The sequence below is a fragment of the Sphingomonas sp. CFBP8993 genome, assembly GCF_034044895.1.
Taxonomy (GTDB): domain Bacteria; phylum Pseudomonadota; class Alphaproteobacteria; order Sphingomonadales; family Sphingomonadaceae; genus Sphingomonas.
The window spans coordinates 17023-39124 of the sequence record NZ_JAXCWU010000009.1; the positions used below are offsets into that span (position 1 = coordinate 17023).

Consider the following 22102-nt stretch of genomic DNA (forward strand, 5'->3'; position numbering starts at 1 on the left):
GCCAGAACAGCATGATTTCCCTTTCCGCCAGCCCGTTCCGGATCCGGCGCGCCGTATCGCTTGCCGGTCTGGTGGCCGCATCGGCGCCAGCCGTGGCGGGCCAGCTTCCGCCGGGGTCACTGGTCGTCGATCCCCAGCAGGGCGCGACACCGCGTCCCTTGGCGCCTGCCCCCGCCCCCCCGGTGACCGGCACGGCCGCAACCCCCGTGCCCGCACCGACGCTGCCTGCCCAAACGACGCCGCTGGTGATGGTGCCCGGCACCGACCCGCTACCGTTTTCGACGGGCATGTCGAGCCTGACACCCGATGCCACCCCGCTGGGACGCACGCGCATGCCGGGCAGCCTGCCAGGGCCCGAAGGCGACCCGCTACACATCGACGTCGCGAACGATCCGGTGCTGCGCCTCGCCCGGCAGGCGACCGACGAGGCCTCGTTCCTCGCGGCGATCGGCGCTGCGGTGCGGCGCAATCCCGCGATCGACGAGGCCGTGGCCCAGGTCGATGAGGCCGATGCGGTGCGTGGCGAGGCGGTCGCCCGTCGCCTGCCCACCGCCGACATCTCGCTCTCCAGCTTCCAGGTGCTCAGCCGCCAGTTCTCCAGCGATCCGGGCAATGTCCTGGAACGCTCACGCCCCCGGCATCGTACCGACGAGCTGATCCGCGTGCAGCAGCCGGTTTTCGACTGGGGATCCAGCATCAACCGCGTCCGTGCCGGTGCCGCACGACTGGAGGCGGCGCGGGCGGGGGTCGAGGATACGGGCACGCAGATCGCCCTACGCGCCGTCTCGGCCTGGTATCAGGTCTATGGCTACCGCGTTCTGGCGAAGCTGGCGGATGCGTTCGTCGCCAACCAGAAGGATTTGCGCCAGGCACTGGAAGGACGGATACGGCAGGGCGTGGCGGCAAGCGCGGACATCGCGCAGGTCGACAGCTATATCGCATCGGCCGAGGCCCAGGATGCCGATTTCCACCGCCAGCTCGCCAATGCCGAGGCGCAATATGGCGCGGTGATCGGAACCCCCGCCCCTTCGGAGCTTGGCCGCGGGCCGGTGCCCACGCTCGATACGGTGGCGCGCGCCGGGCTGGCCAGGGACGTCGAGGGCCTGCCAACGGTGCGCATGGCCAGGCAGGGGGCCGAGGCCGCTCGGCGGGACGCCCAGGCGCTTCAGGCCGATCGCCTGCCCCAGCTTTCCGCCGGCCTGGATGCAGGGCGCTACGGTATCTTCGAGACGGCGCGCGACTATGACATTCGCGGCAGCGTCACCCTGTCCATGCGGCTGGGCGGCGGTGCGGCCGAGCGGGCCCGCCAGGGGATCGCGCGCGCCAGCGGTGCCGACGCGCGGTTGCGTCGCACGCGGATCGATGCCCAGCGCGATGCCGAGATCGCGCTGGCCGATGTCACCGCGCTTGAGGCGGCGCGCACCGCCATCGAAAGCAACTATATCGCCAGTCGCCGCTCGCGCGACGTGCTGGCCGAGCGGTTCCGGGTGGCGCGCGGCACCCTGTTCGACCTGCTCAGTGCCGAGAACAATTACTTCGGTGTCGCTGCCCGCTATATCCAGATCGTGATCGAACTGGACAGCGCGCGCTATGCCCTTCTGGCTCGTACCGGACGGCTGTTGCCGGCCCTCGGCCTCGACCCCGTAACGCTGGATCCCCGATGACGACGTCCCCCGACATGATCGAGCAGCCGCGACCGCGCTTCGCCCCCTGGCTGATGGAGCCGATGCTGCGCAACAAGGCGACCTATGTGAAGGTCGCGCTGGCCGCCGCGATGGTGAACATCTTCGGGCTCATCACCTCGCTGTTCACCATGACGGTGTATGACCGCGTGGTTCCCAACAACGCCTTCACCTCGCTGACCGCGCTGTCGATCGGGTTGCTCGTGGTGGTGGTGTTCGACTTTCTGCTGCGCATCCTGCGCGCCTATTTCACCGATCTGGCGGGCGCGGACATCGACCACGACATCGGCAGCCGCGTCTTCCGCCGCCTGGTGGCGATCCGGCTGGACCAGAAAAAGGGATCGACCGGCGCGCTGACCGGCATGATGCGCGAACTGGAGACGCTGCGCGACTTCTTTGCCTCGGCCACGATGACCGCGCTGGTCGATGTGCCCTTCATCGTTGTCACCCTGGTCTTCATCGCAGTGCTGGGCGGGCCGATCGTCTGGGTGCCGCTGGCCGCGATCCCGATCGTCATCGGGGCAGGCTGGCTGACGCGCCCCGCGCTGGACCGCCTGTCCGCCAAGTCCATGAGCCAAGGCCTGTCGAAGCAGAGTGTGCTGGTCGAGACGGTCGGCGCGCTGGAGATGGTCAAGACGTCGGGGGCCGGGCGGCTGCTCGGTCGGCGATGGAGCCAGGCCAATGTCGCGCACGGCGAGAGTTCGACGCGGCAGCGTCTGGTCTCGACGATCGCGGTCACGGTGTCGGCCTCGGCCAATACGCTGTCCTATGCGGGCACGGTGGTGGCCGGGGTCTATCTGATCGCCGACCACCGGTTGACGACGGGAGCGCTGGTCGCCTGCTCGATCCTGTCCGGCCGGGCGGTGCAGCCACTGGCGACGATCGCGACCCTGTTGTCGCGGCTGTCGGCGACACGCATCGCCTATAAGCAGATCGACGCCATGATGGAGACGGGGTCGGAAGAGCCAGGCGTCGGTGCGCTGCGCCCGGCCAAGTTCGAGGGGCGGGTCGAGTTGCGCGGCGTCGAGTTCCGCTATCCGGGCGCGGCGGAGAAGACCCTGGACGGCCTGAACCTCGTCATCCCGGCGGGCCAGCGCGTGGCGCTGCTCGGGCGGGTCGGCTCGGGCAAGTCGACCATCGCGCGCCTGATCCTGGGGCTCTACCCGCCGCAGGAAGGGCTGGTCATGATCGACGGCACCGACATCCGCCAATATGACCCTTCGGCGATGCGCAGTCTGATCGGCACCGCGTTGCAGGAGCCGGTGCTGCTGTCGGGCAGCGTGCGCGAGAATATCGTGCTGGCCCGCGACGGCGTCGACGATACCGAGATGCTGCGGGTCGCCGAGCTGTCGGGGACGCATGGCTTCATGGGGCGGATCGCCAATGGCTATGACCTGCAACTCGCCGATCGCGGCGAAGGGCTGTCGGGGGGGCAGCGCCAGGCGATCAGCCTCGCGCGTGCGCTGGCGGGCAGGCCGCAGATCATCGTGTTCGACGAGCCGACCAGCGCGATGGACCAGGGCAGCGAGACCCAGCTGATCGCCCGCCTCCAGGCCGAGCTGCAGGGACGCACCTTCGTTCTTATCACCCATCGCCCCGCGCTGCTGGCGCTGGTCGAGCGTATCGTCGTCGTCGAGGGCGGTCGCGTGGTGCAGGACGGCCCGCGCGATGCCGTGTTGAAAGAACTCCAGCGCCCGCGCGCTGTTGCCTGAGATCCACGTTCATGACCGATCAGCAATCCACCCACCTCGAAGACCTGGCCGGCCGGATCAAGCCCAAGGCCCTCTCAAACCTGCTCTTGTGGCTCATCCTGGGCTTCTTCGTGTCCTTCGTGATCTGGGCCACCGTGGTGGAGCTCGACCGGACCGTCCACGCGCCCGGCCGGGTCGTGCCGTCGAGCCGCCTCCAGGTGCTGAGCAACCTGGAGGGCGGCATCGTCTCGCAAATCCTGGTGCGCGCGGGCGATGTGGTCCGCCGGAGGCAGGCGCTGGTCCGGCTCGACCGGACACAGGCCGGGGCCGAACTTGGCAGCTCGGAGGCGACGGTCGGGGCCCTGTCCGCCAAGATCGGTCGCCTCCAGGCCGAGATTGCAGGCCGAGATCCGGTCTATCCCGCCGCCACGACACCCGCGCTGGCCGAACAGATCGGCATCGAGCGTTCGCTCCACATGGCGCGCATGAGCGACCTGACCAGCATGAGCCAGGCGGCCGCCGCGCGCGAGGCGCAGGCGAACCGTGCCGTGGCGGAGGCGCGCGCCGCCTATCAGTCGCGGATTTCGGCGCGCGACAGTGCACGGCGTCAGCTCGACCTGATGCGGCCGCTGGTCGAACGCGGCATCGAGCCGCAGATCACCCTGATCCAGCTGGAAAACACGGCCGCCGTCGCCACGACCGACGCTGCCCAGGCCGCTGCGGCGGTTGCGCGGGCCCAGGCCTCGGTCGCCGAGGCGCATGCCTCGCTGGCCCAGGTGCGCGGCGCGTGGCGCGCCCAGGCGGGTACCGAACTGGCCACCGCCCAGGCCGAGCTGGCCGCGCGCCGCCAGGCGGTGCCCGCGCTGGCCGCCCGGCTGGGTCGCGCGACCGTCGCCTCGCCGGTCGACGGACGGGTCAACCGCGTTCTCGTCTCGACGGTCGGCGCCAGCATCGGTGCGGGCCAGCCGATCGTCGAGGTCGTGCCGTCGGCCGACGCATTGACCGTCGAGGCCAAGGTCAATCCCAAGGACATCGCCTCGGTCCGGATCGGCCAGCCCGCACGTGTCAACATCACCGCGTACGAATCCGGCATCTATGGCGGGATGGACGGCCGGGTGGTCACGATCTCGCCCGATGCGACCGTCGACGAGCGGACGGGGGAAAGCTTCTACATCGTCCGCGTGCGCGCCGACGCACAAAACTTCCGCGGCCCCAGCGGCCAGCGGCTGGCGATCGGCCCGGGCATGACCGCCGACGTCAACCTGATCGGCGACAAGCGTTCAGTCATGGCCTATATCCTGTCGCCATTTACCCGACTGCGTGAGGATGCGTTTAGGGAATAGTGTTGAACCATGCTATCTTCCACAAACATAAGTCAGGGAGATAAAAGCATGGTAAATGTTGATGGTACGGCAGGGAACGATGTTCTGACAGGTACGGATGATGACGACATCATCAACGGCCTGGCAGGCGACGATGTCATTGACGGAAAATTCGGTGTCGACATTCTCAATGGTGGCTCGGGCAACGACAAATTCGTGTTCAGCGGCGTCCGATCGAGCACTATTGAGGGAAAGGTCGGTTTGATCGATGGCGGTGAGGGTTTCGATACAATCGACTGGTCAAACATATCGCCGGTAACGCTAGGGACCATCAGGAATGATGCTGGCGGCTATGTCCTAGGGGCATATGTCGGGTCTCAAAAAATTGAGCTTCGCAATGTCGAGTATATAAAATTTGGGGATTCGCAAAACTCCGTCAACATGCCATTTGAAACCCGTGGCCTTATAATCGATATCGGTGGTGGCAATGACACGGCATTCATAAGTGCCGGTAATGATATATACGCGCAGTCTGGTGATGATTATGTATTCATTTCCGGTTCGTTTGGCGGCGGGCCCTTGTCGGGTTTGGCCGATGGCGGATCTGGTACGGATACCCTGGTTGCAAATATCGAATTCTACGTAGATATGGTTGCAGGGACGGCAAAATCCGGAAATGCCAGCTACAAGATAAGCAATTTCGAAATACTGCAGATGAGCTTGTCTGGATACGCCTCGACCGGGTTAGGGGACGATCGCGCGAACATCATGAAGATAAACAGTGCGACCACGGACGATGGCCGCGCTGGGGTGACCTTTGATGGTCGCGGTGGCAACGACTATATTTCTGGCGGTGCGGGCAATGACGTGCTGCGCGGCGGGGACGGGATCGATACCGTCAGTTATGAATATGCCAAGGGTGCCGTCAGGGTCGATCTCTCGGTGGGCCTTGCCACAGGCGGTGCGGGTCGGGACGTGCTGTCGGGTTTCGAAATCGTTGTCGGCTCGGCTTACGGCGACACAATTGTCGGCGATGCGGGGCGCAACACGCTATCGGGTGGTGCGGGTGACGATACCATCATGACGGTGGGGGGCTTTGCCGCGATCCGGACCGGTGATGGTTTCGACCGGGCCGATGGCGGCAGTGGATCGGATACGCTGATCCTGGGTGGCGTCCAGTCAGACTACCGCCTGTTATCGTCAGGCGCCCGCACGGTGTTCGTCACGGCGCGGGGAGCGGTCGAGGTCACCGGGATGGAGCAGGTCGGCTTCTTCAACGCCCCGGCGCAATCTTGGTCCGGTGCATTGAGCAGCACGGCGGCGTTCGACGGATTGAGCTATATCGCGGGTTACGCCGATCTTCGTGCCGCTTTCGGGACCGATGCCGCCAAGGGCACCGCCCATTTCCTGAACTGGGGTTTCGACGAGGGGCGTAGCCTGACGTTCAATGCACTCGATTATATCGCGTCGCATCGTGACCTGATCAAGGCATACGGCGCCGATGCCGGTGCAGGTGCCAAGCACTTCATCGAATGGGGTGCCGCAGAAGGCCGAGGCACGACCTTCAACGGTTGGGCATATCTTGCCTCTCATGGCGACCTTATCCGGGCCTATGGTGCCAATGAGGGTGCCGCGGCCAAGCACTTTATCGAATGGGGGGCGTCCGAAGGACGGGGCACGACCTTCGATGCCGCAGCCTATGCAGCCGCACATCGCGACCTTGCGGCGGCTTTCGGTAATGACGCCGAAGCCTTGGCGCGTCACTACGTGCTTTACGGCTATGCCGAGGGGCGCTCGCTGGGCTCGTCTGCGGCGTCCCGCTCGCTGGCGGAGGCTTCCGGCGTCACGGTCGAATCGGATGTACCGGCGGAAGACTTGGGGGGGCTCCAACCATCGGCTCATGACGCCTTGCCTGACGCCTTCGCGGCCGCGCACACCGACGTCAGCCCGTTCATCGGCCGCGATTGGGCCGGGATTACCGACATCGCGATCAATCCCGACAACCTCGTCATTGCCTAAAAAGAAAATCCCCGGTCGCCAGTGATCCCAGGATCACCGGTGGCCGGGGCCATGGGACGCTCGGTCCGCTCCCATCAAATCATGGAAAGGACCAGGCCGGATCACCGCCCCGGTCCCTTGGCCGATCAGAAGCGCAGGCGGACGCCGGCGGTGATCGTTTCCTGATGGTCGTCGCGGCCGGTCTGCGCGCTGCCGGTGGCGTAGAGGTCCACCCCACCGTTGAAGCGATAGGCGACGCCGCCCGTGGCTGTGGCCACCAGTGGCGTGCGCGCAGCGCCCAGCGCGACGAGGCCCAGGCCACCGCCCGCATAGCCGCCTAGTGCCAGGGCGCGGTTGCCCTCGATCTGGTAGCGGGCGCCCAGCGTCACGAAGGGGCGGAAGGCTGCGTCCGACGCATCGCTGCGCCCGACGGTCACCCCGGCATCGGCAAAGCCCGCGACCAGGCGGTTGCGCGCGACGGTGAGCGCGAACGGGCTGCCGCCCGTCTCGGCCACACCCTGGCGGGTGGTGCGCAGATAGGTCAGCCCTGCACGCGGGGTCAGCGCCCAGCCGTCCGCCATCTCGGCCGTGTAATGGACCGACACGTCGCTGGTCCAGGTGGTCAGGTCGTAGCGGCCGAAGCCCGACGCCGTGCCTGGGAGCGTGCGGGTGGTGCGGCCTCGCGCGCCGTCATAGACCACGGATGCGCCGAAGCCGAAGCCGTTGGGCATGGAGTAGCGGCCATGCACGCCCGCCACCACACCGTCCGCCTTGGTCGAGGCGGCGAGCGGGGCGATCGACTGGCGGGTGTCCAGCCAGCCACCGAACGCGCCGATCATCCACTGGCGATCGCCGTAACCGACGCCGCCCAGGAAGCCGTAGCCGCGCGTACGCGCCTCGCTGGTCCCCTGCCCCCGGTCCGCGCCCAGCGTGTGCCACTGGCCGAGCGTCTGGGCGAAGGTGAAGGGTCCGGCCTCGTCCCGCGTGGTGGCGAAGGCCGGACCGCGCGCCGCCTGGACCAGGCCTAGGGCATTGTCGACGCCGATCTGCGATGCCGAGGCATAGGCCTCCGGGCTGATCTGCGCGAAGCCGCGCGGGTTCGACGCGCCCGAGGCGGTCAGCAGCGACGGCAGGGCGGCGAACAGCGTGCTGGTCGCGGGCTGCTGGGCCAGCGTGGCGTTGGCATAGGCGATGCTGCGCGAAACCTGCGGGGTGAAGGCGGCGTCGCCCAGGAACTGGCCGAGCAGCTGGATGCGGTCGGCGCGCTGCACGACGAAGCCGAACAGGTCGCTGGGCTTCTGGACGGTCGCATAGCTGCCCGTGATCCCGCCGCTGGCGACGATCAGGTCGTACGAAGTGCCGGGGCGCAGTGCGCCGCTCGACACGATCTGCAACGTCGAGCCGCTGCCGATCGCCAGCGCGCCGTTGACGATCAGCTTGTCCGACACGGTCGGGGTCAGCTCGAAGAACGACAGCGAACCGCTGTTCAGCGTGACATTGCCGTTCACCGTCATCGTGCCCGGCGACGCGCCGGGGCTCAAGGTTCCCGCGACCGTCACATTGCCGTTCACCGCGCCCGCCGAGCCGAAGGTCGCGCCCTGGCGGACCAGGAACTGCGTGGCGGCCATGGTCGATCCGGCCAGGCCAACCAGTCGACCACTCGACATGTCGACCGAGCCGAACGCCGCATTGCCCGACACCGTGGCATAGCCGCCGGTCATCGCCAGCGCCTCAACATTGGCGACGTTGGTGAAGGCGACCGGCGCATTGGCCGTGCCGCCCGACAGCGCGATGGTGTCGGTGCCCGCACCGCCATCGACGGCCCCGGCAAAGGTGCCCGCGATGGTGAAGCGCTGGTTGCCGCCGGTGAAGGCCACCTGCCCCGCGGTCAGGCTGCTGCCCGAGGCGATGCTCAGGTCGGTCGCGGCGTTGACCTGATTATAACTCTGCGCGCCGGTCAGCGACAGCGTGCCGGTGCCCTCGGTCGACAGCGTCTCGAAGCCGTTGAGCTGGCCCGCCGCCAGCGTCTGGTCGCCCGCCAGCTCCAGGGTGACGCGGTCGGTGCCCGACCCGCCGGTGACGGTGCCGAGCAGGACCGAGCCCGCCGCCAGGCGAAGCGCGTCATTGCCCGCGCCCAGGTCGATGACCCCGGCGAGCGTGCCGCCCTTGGCGACGGTCAGCGACAGGTCGCTATCGCCGAAGCTCAGCGGCGCGCCTTGCGTGCCAAGCGTGCCCGTGACGGTCAGCGCGTTGCCGGTCAGCGACACATTCTCGAACCCGGTCGCCACGCCGCTCAGCACGACCGGCGCATTGGTGGTGAAGGCCAGCGTGTCGGTGCCGGCACCGCCGTCGTAACGGCCCGCCGCGTTGGTCGTGCCCAGCGCCAGCGTGTCGTTGCCTGCGCCCAGCGCGACGCTGGCGATGTCGCCATCGACGCGCAGCTGCTCGGCCGCGTCCGTGCCGGTGACCGCGCCGATGCGGTTGCCCGCCAGCGCGACGTTCAGCCCGGTGCCCGCCAGCGCGACCGTGTCGAAGCTCTGGTCGAGGGTCAGCGACAGCGTGCCCGCGCCGGTCACCGCCAGCTGCTGGAAATTGCTGCGCTGGCCAAGGCCGGTGCGATCGCCGCTGAGCAGTGCGGTGTACAGGTTGGTCCCCGCCCCGCCGTCGACGCCGCCCACGACGCGCGAGCCCGCAGCCTCGACGAAGCTGTCGTCGCCGTCGCCCAGCGATACCGCGCCCTGCACGGTGCCGGTGTTGACGAAGCGGTCGTTACCGCCGCCCAGTGCGACCGACCCGGCGATGGTGCCGTTGTTGGTCACCGTCTCGGCCGCGTCGGTGCCGGTGATGGTGGTGGCGCCGGTGCTGGCCAGCGTCTGGCCCGCCGCCACCGTCACCGATCCGCCCGCGACGCCCAGCGTGTCGAAGTTGAACGCGCCCGCATAGGTGACGTTGCCCTGGCCGATCTGGCTGAAGCGTTCGAAGTTGATGAACTGGTTGCCGTTGACGGTGCCGCCCCCGGTCGAATCGACGATCAGGCTGTCGGTGCCCGTACCGCCATCGACCGTACCGGTCAGCGTCGCGCTGGCGCGGTGGAGGAAGGTGTCGTCACCGGCGCCCAGGAACACCTCGCCCTGGATCTGACCGGTATTCTCGATCCGGTCGTTGCCCGCGCCCAAGGCGATCGAGCCGATGATGGTGCCGGTGTTGACGATGCGGTTGTCGACCGCGCCGGTCGTGTGGATCGCGCCCGCCAGATAGGTGGTGCCCAGCGTGCCGGCGAAGCTGTCATTGTCGGCCAGCGTCGTGCCCATGCCGCCACGGATGGTCCCGGCATTGTTCAGGTCGATGCCGACGCCATTGGCGCGGATCGCGACCGACTTCGCGCCGGTCGCCTCGATCACGCCGGTCGCGGTGTTGGTGATCGTCGCGGTCGCGGTGTCGTCGGCATACAGCGAGATGGCCGCCGCGATGATGGTGGTGGGGGCGGTCCGATCGGTCGGGACGCTGGCACCCGCATAGGGATCGACGATCGTCTGGCCGCCGCCATTGGCGCGGATCGTGCCGCTGTTGGCGATGGCGATGGTCTTGGCGACGGTGCTGGCGTCGGTCGTGTAGTCGCTATGATAGACCGTGGCCCGCACGCCGTAAGCCGACAGGCCGCTGCCATCGATCGTGCCGCTGTTGGTCAGGCTGATCGACCCGCCGACATCGCGCGCGTCGTCGAGAGTCAGCAGCGCGGCCGACCGCCCCTGAAGGTTGGCGGACAGTGTGCCGCTGTTGTTCACGACGATGCTGGACGCCTGGGGGGCGTCGGGTACCGGCGTGTCGGAATAGCGATAGCTGCCGACATAGGCGTTGACGCCTTGGGTGACCGAACCGCTGTTATCAAACCGGATCGACCCACCAAGGGCGCGCTGATCGTTAATCTGGAGCACGACGGCCGAGCGTCCCGGACCGGTGCTGGCGATGGTGCCGGTGTTAGTCAGGGCGATCGACATAGGCTGCGGCGTGACCGTCTCGTCCGTGCCGGAATAGTAATAATTGTTGCCGGACGCGATCAGACCCTGGGCGATCGTGCCGCTGTTGGTGGCGGTGATCGTCCCCTGGGTGACCGACAGGGACACGCTGCGGCGGGTTTCGTCGTTCAGGATGGTGCCCGAATTGGTGAAGGTCGTCGCACCGGTGCCATAGAGCGACACCGCCGTCCGCTTCAGCGCGGCATCGCCGATCGTGCCGCTGTTGGTGAAGCTCGAAACCTGGCCCGAGACGCCGCCCTTGACGATCGCCTGGTTGGTCAGCGCGGCGAGTACGGTCGGCGTTTGCGGCTGCGGATAATAATAGAACGAGTCGCCGATGGTCAGGTCGCCATCGACATTGGCGGTGTTGACGACCTGGCCGTCGCCCAGCACGCCCAGCGAAGCCAGCGCGGTGCTCGCTCCAACGGTCACGACGGTATCGGCGCCGATCGCCTGGACATCCTCGCGCTCGAAATTGACCGCGGTCAGGTTGCCCAGCGTCGCGGTGCCCGACTTGGTGAAGGCGCGGCGATAGGTGTCGGTGCCCGCGCCCCCGTCGATCGTGCCGGTCACGCCGGTCTGACCGTCCGTCTCGACGAACACGTCGTTGCCGTCGCCGAAGCGCAGATTGCCGGTCAGCGTACCGCCATTGCTGGTATAGATGGCGCTGCTGTAGGAACGCCCGCCATAGCTGGCATAGCCCAGGTCGACATCGCCGGTGATGGTGCCCGCATTGGCGACCTGGCCCCCGCCAAGCCGGATGGCGTTCTGCCCGGTCGCGCCCGCGATCGTGCCCCTGGCCAGATTGCGGATCACGGTGCCATAGCTGTAATTCTGGCTGATCGCGATGCCGCCGGTGCTGGCGATCCGGCCGCTGTTGTCGATCGTGCCGCTCGAATAATCCATGACGACGGCGTTGCCCGCGACCTCGATCGTCCCGGTGTTCACCAGCGAGGTGAAGCCCGAGACACCGGTTGCGGCCCGCCCGCCCACCGCCTGGACGATACGGCCGTTGTTGGTGATGGCCCGGGCGGATTGAATACCGGTCGCGCCGTTCAGCGTGATCGTGCCGTCATTGACCACGGTCTTGCCGCCCGAAATCGCGGCGAGCGTGTAGTAATTGTTCGACCGCGTGTCGGTGACGCTGATCGTGCCCGCATTGGTGAAGCTGTCGTCGCTGCCCAGCGAGACAGCATAGGCGCCGTAGACATCCGTGCTCGACACCGCGAGCGACAGCGCGCCGCGGCTGGTGACCGTCAGCGCATTGGCGGCATAGGTTTCGCCCGGCGCGACGCTGCGCGTGGTCAGCTGGATGACCGAACCGGCGGTGCTGGCGATGTCGGCGGTCAGGTCGACGCTGCCCTGGCCCGACAGATAGAGCGGCCGGGTCGAGGCCGCGCCGGTCAGCGTCAGCGCCGCCTTGTCGAACAGCTCGTAACCGACCGTGGTGAACTGGCTCGCGGTCGGCAGCGTCGCGGTGGTGTCGGTGCGTACGCGCAGGCGCAGGCCCGCATTGGTGCCCGACACCGTGCCGGTGATGCCGGCGAAACGGTTGCCGCTGGTGCCCGTCGCCTCGGCGACCAGCAGGTCGCCGCTGGTCAGCGTCAGGTTGCCGTTCAGGACGCCGCCCGCCAGTGCGTAATAGGCGTTGTTGTTGCCGTAATAGCTGCTCGACGAGGACGAGCCGAAGCTCACGTCGCCGTTGATCGTGCCCGCATTGGCGATGCGCGCGTTGAACACGCTGAGATTGCCGTTCGGGGCGATGGCGCGCGTGCCCCCGGTGACGATGCCGCCCGCCGCATTGGTGAGCGAACCGTAGGAACCGATGAACACGCCGGTGCCGGTTGCGGTAATGGTGCCGCTATTGGTCAGGCTGCTCGACAGCTGGAGCCCGGCGGTCGCGCCCTCGATCCGGCCGCTATTGGTCCAGGTCGACCCCGACGAACCCGACAGGGTCGCGCCGATCCCGCCGGTCGAGCGGATCGTGCCCGAATTGGCAAAGCTCGGCCCGAACAGCGAGACGGCGGTGCCGGTCGCGGTGATCGTGCCCGAATTGACGAAGGCACCTTGCGAGCTGAACGAGACGCCGTTCTGGCTGGCGGTGACGGTGCCGCTGTTCTCGAAGCGGTTCGCAGAGTTCAGCGAGACGGCATAAACGCCGCTTTGCGTGCCCGTGCCGGTGATGCTCCCGGCATTGGTGAAGCTGGGCGAGCCGGACGAGGTATATTCGTCGGCCAGCACGGTGCCGGTGCCGCTCAGCGCGGTATTGTTGACGACCGTGCCGCTGCCGCCGACGCGCAAAGGCCCTGCGACCGTGAAGCCGCGCGCCAGCGTCGTCGTCATCTTGGCATCGGGCGCCAGGGTCAGCTGTTCGAAGTTGGTCGGCAGTGCCAGGCCTGAGGACAGGGTGGCGTCGCTGGTGAAGCGGACGCGCAACGTGTCGGTGCCCGCCCCGCCGTCGATCGTGCCGCTGATCCCGGTGCGCAGCGCGCCGTTCGCATAGCCGACGACCAGCGTGTCATTGCCCCCGCCCAGGCGGACATTGCCGGTGATCGTGCCCGTCGTGTTGTCGATGGTGCTGGTATAATAGCTGAACTGGCTTGCGGTCGACGCGATATCGCCGACGACGGTGCCGCTGTTGACCAGGCTGATGCCGCTGTCGCCCTGAATGGCGGTCGTCCCGGCGGTGGCGATCCGGCCACCGGCCTGGTTGACCAGCGACAGGCTGTAGCCCGAGGGCGCGCTGACGACCACGCCGGTACCCGCATTGCTGATCGTGCCGCTGTTGGTCAGCGTCGATCCGCGATAATTGGCCAGCGTCGCGGCGGTACCGTTATTGCTGATCGTGCCACTGTTGGTCCAGCCATAGCCATAAACGGCCGAGCTGTAGGTCGCGCCGCTGTCGATCGCGCTGCGCGAACCGCCATCAATGGTACCTGCATTGGTCAGCGTGCCGACCGCGCCGCTGATCGCGCCGATCGTGCCGCCCGCGCGGTTGGTGATCGACTGGAAGCCGGCATAATTCTGGTTGGTCGACAATAGCGCATAGCCGTTCGCGCCCGTCCCCGTACCGCTGATCGTGCCGCTATTGTCGATCGACGCGGTCGTCTGGCCATAGTCGGTGCCGGTCTGGCCGATGACGACGCCGTTCGCGCCGCTGACGCTGCCGCCCGATGCAACCGTCATGGTCAGGTTGAGGCTGCCATAGCCGTTATTGCTCGACTGGCGCAGCAGCTGGACGCCGGTCTGGCTGCCGCCATCGACGCGGCCGCCCACGGTCAGCGTCGAATAGGCATAGCTGCTGTTCGATACCGGGATGGCATAGCGGATCGCCGGTGCGCCGGTGTTCGTCACGCTGGCGCCCGCCGCCACGGCGACCGTGCTGTTCGAAGTCGTGACGACGAGGCCGTTGCTGTCGGTGCCGGTGCAGGTCGTCGTCACGCCCGTCTGGGTCGGATCGGGGGCGCACTGGGCAAAGGCCGGACCCGCGACCATGACCGCGAGCAGAATGGCACTCGATTCCAGAGCGCGCGTCTTCACCTGCCGAGCACGCGACATTGCCTTCACCATTTCAGACTTCCCCCAATTCGTGGGGTATTCCTAGGATGAAGACCGTGTCATGTCACGTGAAATCATGACGTGGTCGTCATCGCCAAGTAACGCGAAGCGGCCGCCCCGGCACGCCGCAAGGTTAACGTCATTTCATTGTTTACATGGCGCCGACCGGCCCGACAGGCAGGGGATGTCCACTTGCCTGCCCCGCCATGTTGTTTGCGCTGGCAAGCAGGGTAGTGTCATGACCAAGATGTGACGCCGGAAATCGGACGGCGGTCGGTCGTGCGCCCATGCATGAAGATGGGTATGACCGGAATGAACCGTCTCGGTTATCCTAGGTTGTACCGCGCAATTCGTGGCAAAGACGGGGCGGGAACAGCGGAATGGCGAGAGGACCGGGATGACGGGGCGCATGCGGTGAAGGAAGAGATCCGCTTTTCCAGCGACGGCCTGGCCGAGGACGAGGCGTTCGCGCGTTATCATCGGCTTTATGCCAACGGCGCGGATGTCGTGCGGCTGGACGGCCCGTTCCGGGCCAGCGTCACCGGCTGGCGCTTTCGCCACATGCTGCTGTTCGACCGGCATCTGTCGGGCATGGCGCATGTGCGCGAAGAGCGGGTGCAGGCCGACGGCTTCGACCATATCGTCCTGCACCACGTCCTGTCGGGCTCGCTGACCGGGGGACCACGCAGCGGGTTCGAGCGGGCGGGGCCCGGCGACATCGTGTTCCTCGACACCCGTCGCGGCCACCGGACCGAGGCGCGCGACCTGCATCTGATCACCGCCAGCGTCTCGCGCGACCTGGTGTTGGCGGCGGTGGGCAGCCTGGGCGCGCTGCACGGCCATGTCGCGCAGGCGCCCGACACCGCGATGCTCAGCGACTTCCTGCAATCGCTGGTCCGCCATGCTCCCACCTTGGACGACCGGCATGACGGCGCCTTTGCCCGTGCGCTGATCGAGCTGCTGCCGACCGCGTTGGGCGGCCCGCGCGACGTCGCGGTCGAGGCGCGGCGGCAGGACCATCTGCGGCGCGAGGCGGTCGAGCAGCTGATCGAGCGGGAGATCGCCAACCCCAACCTGACCGGCGCGGCCATCGCCGAGCAGGTCGGTGTGTCGCGCGCGACGCTTTATCGCCTGTACCAGCGCAGCGACGGGATCGCGCGCCATGTCCGCCGTCGCCGGATCGACGCGGTGCGCCGCGCGCTGGAAGGAGTGGAGGACCGCGATCTGGGCGAACTGGCCCAGGCGTACGGGCTGGGTGATGCGGCCGCGCTGGTCCGCGCGTTCCAGGCCGATCAGGGCATCGACCCCGCCACCTACCGCGCCCGCGTTCGCCAGGGTCGTGGCGATCCGGTCGAGACCGGCACGCGCCGATGGAACGGCTGGATGCAGGAACTGGATTAGCCGCCAGGCCGCATCCTGTGCGCCGCGATCAGTGCCGCGCCGCATCCGACCAGCCCGGTCAGGCCCAGCACCCCGCCGACCGCGTCGGCCAGCCCTGTCGGATGCGCGATCGCCTGGCTCGCCATGCCGACCGCCCAGGGGCCCATCGCGGTGCCGAGCAGCGTGACCAGCGTCAGGAAGATCGCAGTCCCCTCGACCCGCAGGGCGGCGGGCATCCGGTCCTGAAAGCCGATCATGCCGTTCGCCAGCGCGATCGACAGCCCGACGACCGCGACGACCAGCGCGGCCAGCGCCGGGACCAGTCCCGGCGCGCGGGTCAGCGGCCAGAGCGCCAGCGTCCCCACCGCCAGCCCGGCCAGCATCAGTGCTGGAATACTAACTCGCCCAACCCTGCCCCGGCGATCGGCGAGCAGTCCGCCCAGGCCATGGCCGAACACGCCCGCCAGCATCATCGCGACGCCGACATACAGGCCCGCGCGCGGCGGGGTCAGGTGGTGAAGCCGGATCAGCAGGCTGGCCGACCAGCTGGTCAGCGACTGCGCCATCAACACCGCGCACAGGGTCGCGGCGATATGGGGGAGCAGCGAGGCCCGGTCGGCGATCATGTGGCGCAACGCGGCGCCGATCCGCCGATGGTCGTCTCCCCCGCCCTCTGCTCCGGCCCCGGTTGCGACCGGGTTGCGCAGCCGGGTCAGGATCAACGCGACGGGCAGCCCGATCGCACCACCCGTGACGAACACCATCCTCCACGGTGCGACGGAAACCGCAAAAGCGGCGAACACCGCCAGCAGCGCCCCGCCCCCGATCATCGCGAGCCCCCGACCCAGCGCGGCCCCGGCGGTGAACAGGCTGATCCCGCGTCCGCGATGCGTCGGCGTCATGGCCGCGACGATCAGGCCGAGCGCGGCGGGACCAATCGCCGCCTGCAGCAGCCCCAGCACCATGCGCGCGGTGGCCAGCGCCTCGCCCGATCCCGCCAGGCCGCAGGCGATCGTCGCCACGCTGGACCCCAGCATGGCCACCGCCAGCAACCGGGCGAGCGGCCAGCGGCGGGCCAGCAGGGTCATCGGCACGATGGCCAGCCCGTTGAGCACGGCGAAGGCCGGTCCCTGCAACACGCCGATCATGCCGTCGCGCAAGGCCAGATCGGCCTTGATCGGTTCGATCAGGATCGACAGCAGGAACCGGTCGCCCACCGCCAGCATATGGACCAGCGCCAACAGGATCGCGACGCCGTAACCCGTCATGCGCGGTGATGGCGTCAAAGCGGCATCCTGTCCTTCCTTGCCTTAGCTACCCGCAGCGGTTCGGGGCCGGTCCCACACGCTGTTACGATCGGCCATGGCATAGGGCGCGGCGGGCATATCACAAAGCCCGATCCGGATCGGCAGGGCGGACGACGGCACCTGCAACGTGGTCAGGTCCGTCCAGTCGCCTTCCAGCCAGCGCGATCGATCGCAGGGCGCGACGATCATCGGCAGGGTCGACCAAGGCCCCTCGCCCCCCGCACAGGCAAGAGTCGCAAAGCAATGCGCGCCCGCATTGCGACGCCACAACCCCGCCACGGTGAAGATCGGCTGATCGTCGAGCGTGAACCACACCGACCGGTCTGCCCGTCCATCCCGCGAAAATAGCGTGCCGCGCGCCGCAGTCATCGGGATCAGGCAGCGTTGCGCAGGAACCTCCGCCAACCGTCGCCACCAGGGCAGCGACAGGCTGAAGATCTGGGTGGTCGGCCAGCACGTCTCACCCCCGTTGATATCCCAGCGCTGGGTGTCGAGACCCAGTCCCTGTGGCCCCTGGCGAAGGACGAAGGCGGGATGACCGGGAAGGAGGTCACGCAGATGCGGCCACGCGCCCCAGGATCCTTCGTGAAAAGTCCGGGCGATCCCAAACATCGCGCACAGCTCGTCCGCGCTGCAGTCCAGCATTGCATGGTCGGTGACGGGGGACGCCGTCCGATCCATGGCGCCGGGCATGGCGATCATGACAGGCTGGCCCACAGCCATTTGCGAAAGGTCGGCGAGTAGCGACGTCGCACCGTCTGGCAGATCAGGATATGCCGACGATGGTCGTCCTGCAGCGTCACGACCCGGAAAAGGACGAACACCGTCTTCCACCGGCGCGTCCGGGCGAACGGACGGGGCGGCGACATCTTGGGGAAGCGCAGGATCACTGTGATTTCTTTTACCTGGTCGAACGGGGCCGAGCAGGATGACGTGACGACAAGTGTCCCCGACCCGACCAAGACAATCTAGTTCAGGTGCGCAGGGCAGACTATGACGGAATTGTCAGTGTCTTACGGTTGAGACAATCGGGTCCGGAACCGGATCGAATGACGGCTATATCGCCTTGGCCGCCAGCCCGCGCACATCGACCCGCGCCCTCAACCGGGCGCACAGCAGCGCGCTGCCGCTGATCTTGCGCTGGACGAACAGCGTCTCGACATGCGGCATGTGCCAGGTGTCGCGGTCGGCGATCATCGCGCGGGTTTCCTCGCGCACCACCGGCACGAAGGCGCGGTCGCCGAAGTCGAAGGGGCCGGGCCGCGCCATCGTGTCATCGATCGCGGCGATGATCCGGTCGACCGCCGGGCGATGCGCGGCGACCGCCGCCTCGCCCAGGAACCCCGTCTCCACCGCGATCTCGCGGATGCGGTCGCGGTCATGCGCGAGGCCCGCCTCGATCAACCGGCGATAGGACGCGACCGTTTCGGCCGGTACGTCGCGCGTCGCGCCGAAGTCGAGCAGCACCAAGCGCTGCTCCTCGGGCTGCCAACGGTAATTGGCGAAATTCGGATCGGTCTGCATCATGCCGAAGTCGAACAGCTCGGCGAGCACCAGCTCGATCAGCGCGGTCATCGCGCGGTCGCGGGTGTCCTGGGGGGCGTCCGTCAACGTCTCGATCGACTGGCCGGGGATGAAGTCCATCGCCAGCACCAGCGGCGTGGTCAGCGACAATTCGGGGCGCGGCACGACATAGCGCGGATCGCCCGCCAGCCGGTCGGCATAGGCCTGCATCCGCGACGCCTCGCGCAGATAGTCCGCTTCCTCGGCCAGCTGGCGCTTGGCCTCCGCCAGCAACGGCTTCAGGTCGATCGACGGGGGCACCAGGTTCGACACGCGCAGCAGCGTCGCGACATTGTCGACGTCCGAGCCGATGCTGTCGCGAACGCCCGGATATTGCACCTTGATCGCCAGCACCCGGCCATCGGGCAAAGTCGCGCGGTGGACCTGCCCGATCGAGGCGGCGGCCATAGGTGCCGCCTCGAAATGGCGGAACCTGCGCCGCCAGTCAGGGCCCCATTCGGCCTTCAGCACCTTGTCGAGCTGCGCGGGCGGCATCCTGTACGCCTGGTCGCGAAGCCGCGCGAGGATAGTCTGCAACTCGGGCGGCAACAGGTCGCTCGCGTCCATCGAGATCATCTGTCCCAACTTCATCGCTGCGCCGCGCAGATGCGACAATCGGTCGGCGACGCGCGCGGCGTTGCCGGGGGTCAGGATCAGGTCGCCGAGCTTGGGCCGCTCGCCATTGGCCAACCGTCTGGCACCCTCGGCCAGCATCCCGCCCGCGACCCCGCCTGCCAGTCGGCCGAACGCTCCGGCGCGCGCGAAACGCCCGCTGGGGACGGCCCTGTGGGTAACGTCGGGTGGGATTATGTCGGGGGCGGGCTTGTCGGGATCATCGGCCATGTCCGGGCATAGCGGCGGGCGGACCGCTTGGTTCCGTGACGCGAGCGATCGCCCGGCCCACGACCCAGGCGGCCAGGATCATGACGAAGGGCATGGCGGGATAATGATAACGCGTCTGGCCGGTAAAGCCGAAGGCCAGCGCGGTGCAGAAGAGGGGCACGACCGCCGCGACCAGCATCGCCGCGCCCGCACGCCTGCCCAACGCGGCGCGCGCGGCCAGCCCGGCACCGACCACCGCCAGTGCCACCACGACCATGTAGAAAAGCTGGTTCGCCGCTTGCGCCGCTTTCCACACCAGCCCCTGCCCCGGATGGCTGGCATCGAGCGCCCAGAAGCCATCGCCGTCCTTCAGCCAGAGCAGTGCGGTTTTGCGAAAGCCGAGCAATCCCCAGCGGACCGGATGCCGCTCGATCCAATCCATCGCCATCGCCTTCAACCGGCGGTCGATCTCCACCTGGCGCTCGACCCGGTCGGCAAAGGGGATGCCGACCTGGGCCCAGAGCGGCGACCGCTCGACCTGGAAATAGCCGCCATCGGCCAGGTCGTTGGCCCCGGCCTGCAACGCGATACCGCCATTGGTGGATACCGGCACGGCCGCGCCCAGCACCGCCTGGTTGCGCAGCGTCCAGGGTACGACCGCCGCCCCCAGCCCGGCCACGACCAGCACCAACGTCACCAGTGCCCGCCGCCAGGCGACCTGTCCCGCCAGCCACAAGGCGCCGACCAGAAACGGCGGGAACAGCATCACCTGCGGTCGCATCAGCGTGGCCAGGCCCAGCACCAGCCCGCCCGCCAGCGTCCAACCGATACGCCCCCTCGCCTTCACGACCAGCGCGATCCCCGCCATCATGACCAGGGTCGCGGTCGGCTCGGCCGCGGTGTCGCCGGTGCCCGCGATATGCGCAGGGTAGAGCGCATAGAACAACGCGGCCAACCGCGCGGCCCCCTCCCCCGCCCCTAGCGCCCGCGCCAGCCACAGGATCAGCACGATGGTCAGGACTTGTGCGACCAGGTTGAACAGGATCGGCCCGAACAGCGTCGGCCCGAAGATCCCGGTCGCCAGCGCGATCAGCGCCGAATAGCCGACTGGCCAGAAGGCGGTGGGAAAGCCCCCCTCCTGATAGCCCATCCCGGCCGCGATCTCGCGTCCCCGCTCCAGATACCAGAGCGAGTCCGTGCGCGGGCTGATTGGAAAGGCCAGGATCACCCCCAGTCGCAGGACGATGGCGAGCAGCAGGATCGCCGGGATCACGTGCCGCGCGGTCACGAAGCGCGCCCATGGCCCGGCAAGGACGCGGGAAAAGGATGACGGGCCGGACGACATGATGGGCTCCCCTGGGCTTCGCGCACCCCCGGGCCCGCACGCGGCCACGCTAGGCCGGATCGCCCCGGCGATGAAAGAGGCAAAAGCGCTGCGGTCGCAAGGTGCGATCCGGTGTCATCGGCCGGTCACTACCGTGACGGATTTTGCGCGTTACTGTGCGACAATGGGGGCATGAGGCCATGTCCCGCAGGGGGGTGTTCCATGTTCCATCTGATCGCCGCGTTGGCCCTGGGGGTACAGGCGGCCCCTGTTCCGGCCCCCATCCCGGCGAACACCGCATCCTCCATCGACGATCGCATGACGCCGCAGCTTCAGGCCGCCGCACGGGCCGTGAAAGGCGGCCAGCCGCAGGTCGCGCTCGACACGCTCACGCCGGTGATCGCGGCCTATGAGGCGGACCATGCCACGGAGACGCGGCGCCTCTATTGCGGCATGTCGATCCAGGAGACGCTGCTGTACATGGGGATAGCGGCGAAGGACAAAGTCTCGGCCGTGGCCCTGACGCCCGGCTATTGCACCGCGCTGTATCTGAAGGGTTATGCCCTGGTCGATCTGGGCCGGGTGGCCGAGGCCAAGGCGATCTATCAGCGGCTGATGACGCTGGCGCCCATGTACGCGCAGTATCAGACCGAATATGGCCAGCTGATCCGGCTGGAAAAGGACTGGCCGCAGATGCTCGCGGTCTGCACCAAGGCCGCCGATGCCGCTAAAATCTCGGACCCGCAGATCAAGCCGTTCCAGGAGGGCGCGGCACTGCGCTGCCAGGGTTATGCGCTGATCGAGTTGCAACGGTGGGACGAGGCCGAGAAACGCTATCGCCAGGCGCTGGCGGTGAATCCGAACGACGCCAAGGCGCAAAACGAGCTGCGCTATATCGCCGAACAGCGGGACAAGGTGAAGGGGACGGCCAAGACCGACTGATCCGTCGTCGCCCGCAAGCCGCGATGTTTCCCTGGGGAAACATCGGGCCCGCCGCCACCCGGACCCGCACGGGTCACCCCTCTCGATCGAACGCCAGCAGGATCGGGCACGGTCCCGCCGCACCGCGCCCGCATTCCCGCGCCAGCCGGTCGAGCGAGGCGCGCGCCTGTTGCAAGCCCGCGATCTGCACATCCAGTGCGGCGATCCGCGTCTTCGCCAGTTCGCGCACCCGCCCCCGGTCGTCGGTCGCGTCGAGCGCCAGCAGCTCGCCGATCTGCTCCAGAGTGAAGCCCGCCGCCTGGCCCGCGCGGATGAAGCGTAACCGCCGCACATCCTGCGCGCCATATCGCCGGATGCCCCCTGCCCTGCCCTGCCCAACGGTGCGCTCGGGTATGCCCAGCAGCCCGCGCCGCTGGTAGTAGCGGATCGTCTCCACCCCCACCCCGCCCGCCTGCGCCAGTTCGGAAATGGTTCGTTCGGCCATGTCTTGACTCCGT

At 67.9% G+C, this 22102-nt stretch carries 13 protein-coding genes; 6 read left to right on the top strand and 7 right to left on the bottom strand.

Translation table 11 applies throughout. The features are described from left to right. The first annotated feature begins 11 nt into the window (after positions 1 to 11). Genes SOM26_RS16445 through SOM26_RS16460 form a run of 4 tightly spaced genes read left to right on the top strand, consistent with a single transcriptional unit; the run spans position 12 to position 6714 of the window. On the top strand, positions 12 to 1664 hold the full coding sequence (locus SOM26_RS16445) for a TolC family protein (RefSeq protein WP_320453798.1): 1653 nt from the start codon (positions 12 to 14) through the stop codon (positions 1662 to 1664). Beyond that, positions 1661 to 3394 (top strand): ATP-binding cassette domain-containing protein, encoded by a 1734-nt coding sequence (locus tag SOM26_RS16450; protein WP_320453799.1) that lies wholly within the window; start codon positions 1661 to 1663, stop codon positions 3392 to 3394. Before SOM26_RS16445 ends, SOM26_RS16450 begins: the two co-directional genes overlap by 4 nt. Before the next feature lie 11 nt (positions 3395 to 3405). Then, entirely contained in the window at positions 3406 to 4716 is a 1311-nt protein-coding gene (locus SOM26_RS16455; protein ID WP_320453800.1) for an HlyD family type I secretion periplasmic adaptor subunit, read from the top strand. A 48-nt stretch (positions 4717 to 4764) separates the two neighbouring features. After that, a complete protein-coding gene (locus SOM26_RS16460; RefSeq protein ID WP_320453801.1) occupies positions 4765 to 6714 on the top strand; it encodes a calcium-binding protein in 1950 nt (649 codons plus the stop codon). 125 nt (positions 6715 to 6839) lie between these two features. Here SOM26_RS16460 and SOM26_RS16465 read toward each other — a convergent pair whose 3' ends face one another. Further along, on the bottom strand, positions 6840 to 14249 hold the full coding sequence (locus SOM26_RS16465; RefSeq protein WP_320453802.1) for an autotransporter outer membrane beta-barrel domain-containing protein: 7410 nt from the start codon (positions 14247 to 14249) through the stop codon (positions 6840 to 6842). Positions 14250 to 14681: 432 nt separating this feature from the next. Between SOM26_RS16465 and SOM26_RS16470 the strand changes: the two genes are divergently transcribed. Then, the gene (locus SOM26_RS16470; RefSeq protein WP_320453803.1) at positions 14682 to 15668 is read left to right on the top strand and encodes a helix-turn-helix domain-containing protein; all 987 of its coding nucleotides are present in this window, start codon (positions 14682 to 14684) and stop codon (positions 15666 to 15668) included. Here the strand turns inward: SOM26_RS16470 and SOM26_RS16475 are convergent. The 5 genes from SOM26_RS16475 to SOM26_RS16495 all read right to left on the bottom strand — a co-directional run bounded on the left by SOM26_RS16475 (position 15665) and on the right by SOM26_RS16495 (position 20684). Continuing rightward, positions 15665 to 16915: an MFS transporter gene (locus SOM26_RS16475; protein WP_320453804.1), complete on the bottom strand. Its 1251-nt coding sequence runs from the start codon at positions 16913 to 16915 to the stop codon at positions 15665 to 15667. The genes SOM26_RS16470 and SOM26_RS16475 overlap by 4 nt on opposite strands. Positions 16916 to 16957: 42 nt before the next feature. Beyond that, positions 16958 to 17635 (bottom strand): SOS response-associated peptidase family protein, encoded by a 678-nt coding sequence (locus SOM26_RS16480; protein ID WP_320453805.1) that lies wholly within the window; start codon positions 17633 to 17635, stop codon positions 16958 to 16960. A 17-nt stretch (positions 17636 to 17652) separates the two neighbouring features. Then, a complete protein-coding gene (locus SOM26_RS16485; RefSeq protein ID WP_320453806.1) occupies positions 17653 to 17844 on the bottom strand; it encodes a hypothetical protein in 192 nt (63 codons plus the stop codon). A gap of 166 nt (positions 17845 to 18010) precedes the next feature. Beyond that, the gene (locus tag SOM26_RS16490) at positions 18011 to 19360 is read right to left on the bottom strand and encodes an ABC1 kinase family protein (protein WP_320453807.1); all 1350 of its coding nucleotides are present in this window, start codon (positions 19358 to 19360) and stop codon (positions 18011 to 18013) included. Beyond that, entirely contained in the window at positions 19350 to 20684 is a 1335-nt protein-coding gene (locus tag SOM26_RS16495; protein ID WP_320453808.1) for a glycosyltransferase family 39 protein, read from the bottom strand. Before SOM26_RS16495 ends, SOM26_RS16490 begins: the two co-directional genes overlap by 11 nt. Positions 20685 to 20885: 201 nt before the next feature. On the opposite strand from SOM26_RS16495, the gene SOM26_RS16500 reads away from it, so the two are divergent. Continuing rightward, a complete protein-coding gene (locus tag SOM26_RS16500) occupies positions 20886 to 21605 on the top strand; it encodes a tetratricopeptide repeat protein (RefSeq protein ID WP_320453809.1) in 720 nt (239 codons plus the stop codon). A 73-nt stretch (positions 21606 to 21678) separates the two neighbouring features. Here SOM26_RS16500 and SOM26_RS16505 read toward each other — a convergent pair whose 3' ends face one another. Further along, complete coding sequence (locus SOM26_RS16505; protein ID WP_320453810.1) at positions 21679 to 22089, bottom strand: MerR family DNA-binding protein; 411 nt, start codon at positions 22087 to 22089, stop codon at positions 21679 to 21681. Positions 22090 to 22102: the final 13 nt, after the last annotated feature.

Bases quoted from the DNA above. Each gene is read 5' to 3' on its own strand.
- SOM26_RS16445 (WP_320453798.1), top strand. From the start codon at position 12: ATGATTTCCCTTTCCGCCAGCCCGTTCCGGATCCGGCGCGCCGTATCG.
- SOM26_RS16450 (WP_320453799.1), top strand. From the start codon at position 1,661: ATGACGACGTCCCCCGACATGATCGAGCAGCCGCGACCGCGCTTCGCC.
- SOM26_RS16455 (WP_320453800.1), top strand. From the start codon at position 3,406: ATGACCGATCAGCAATCCACCCACCTCGAAGACCTGGCCGGCCGGATC.
- SOM26_RS16460 (WP_320453801.1), top strand. From the start codon at position 4,765: ATGGTAAATGTTGATGGTACGGCAGGGAACGATGTTCTGACAGGTACG.
- SOM26_RS16475 (WP_320453804.1), bottom strand. From the start codon at position 16,915: ATGACGGGTTACGGCGTCGCGATCCTGTTGGCGCTGGTCCATATGCTG.
- SOM26_RS16480 (WP_320453805.1), bottom strand. From the start codon at position 17,635: ATGGATCGGACGGCGTCCCCCGTCACCGACCATGCAATGCTGGACTGC.
- SOM26_RS16490 (WP_320453807.1), bottom strand. From the start codon at position 19,360: ATGGCCGATGATCCCGACAAGCCCGCCCCCGACATAATCCCACCCGAC.
- SOM26_RS16495 (WP_320453808.1), bottom strand. From the start codon at position 20,684: ATGTCGTCCGGCCCGTCATCCTTTTCCCGCGTCCTTGCCGGGCCATGG.
- SOM26_RS16500 (WP_320453809.1), top strand. From the start codon at position 20,886: ATGTTCCATCTGATCGCCGCGTTGGCCCTGGGGGTACAGGCGGCCCCT.
- SOM26_RS16505 (WP_320453810.1), bottom strand. From the start codon at position 22,089: ATGGCCGAACGAACCATTTCCGAACTGGCGCAGGCGGGCGGGGTGGGG.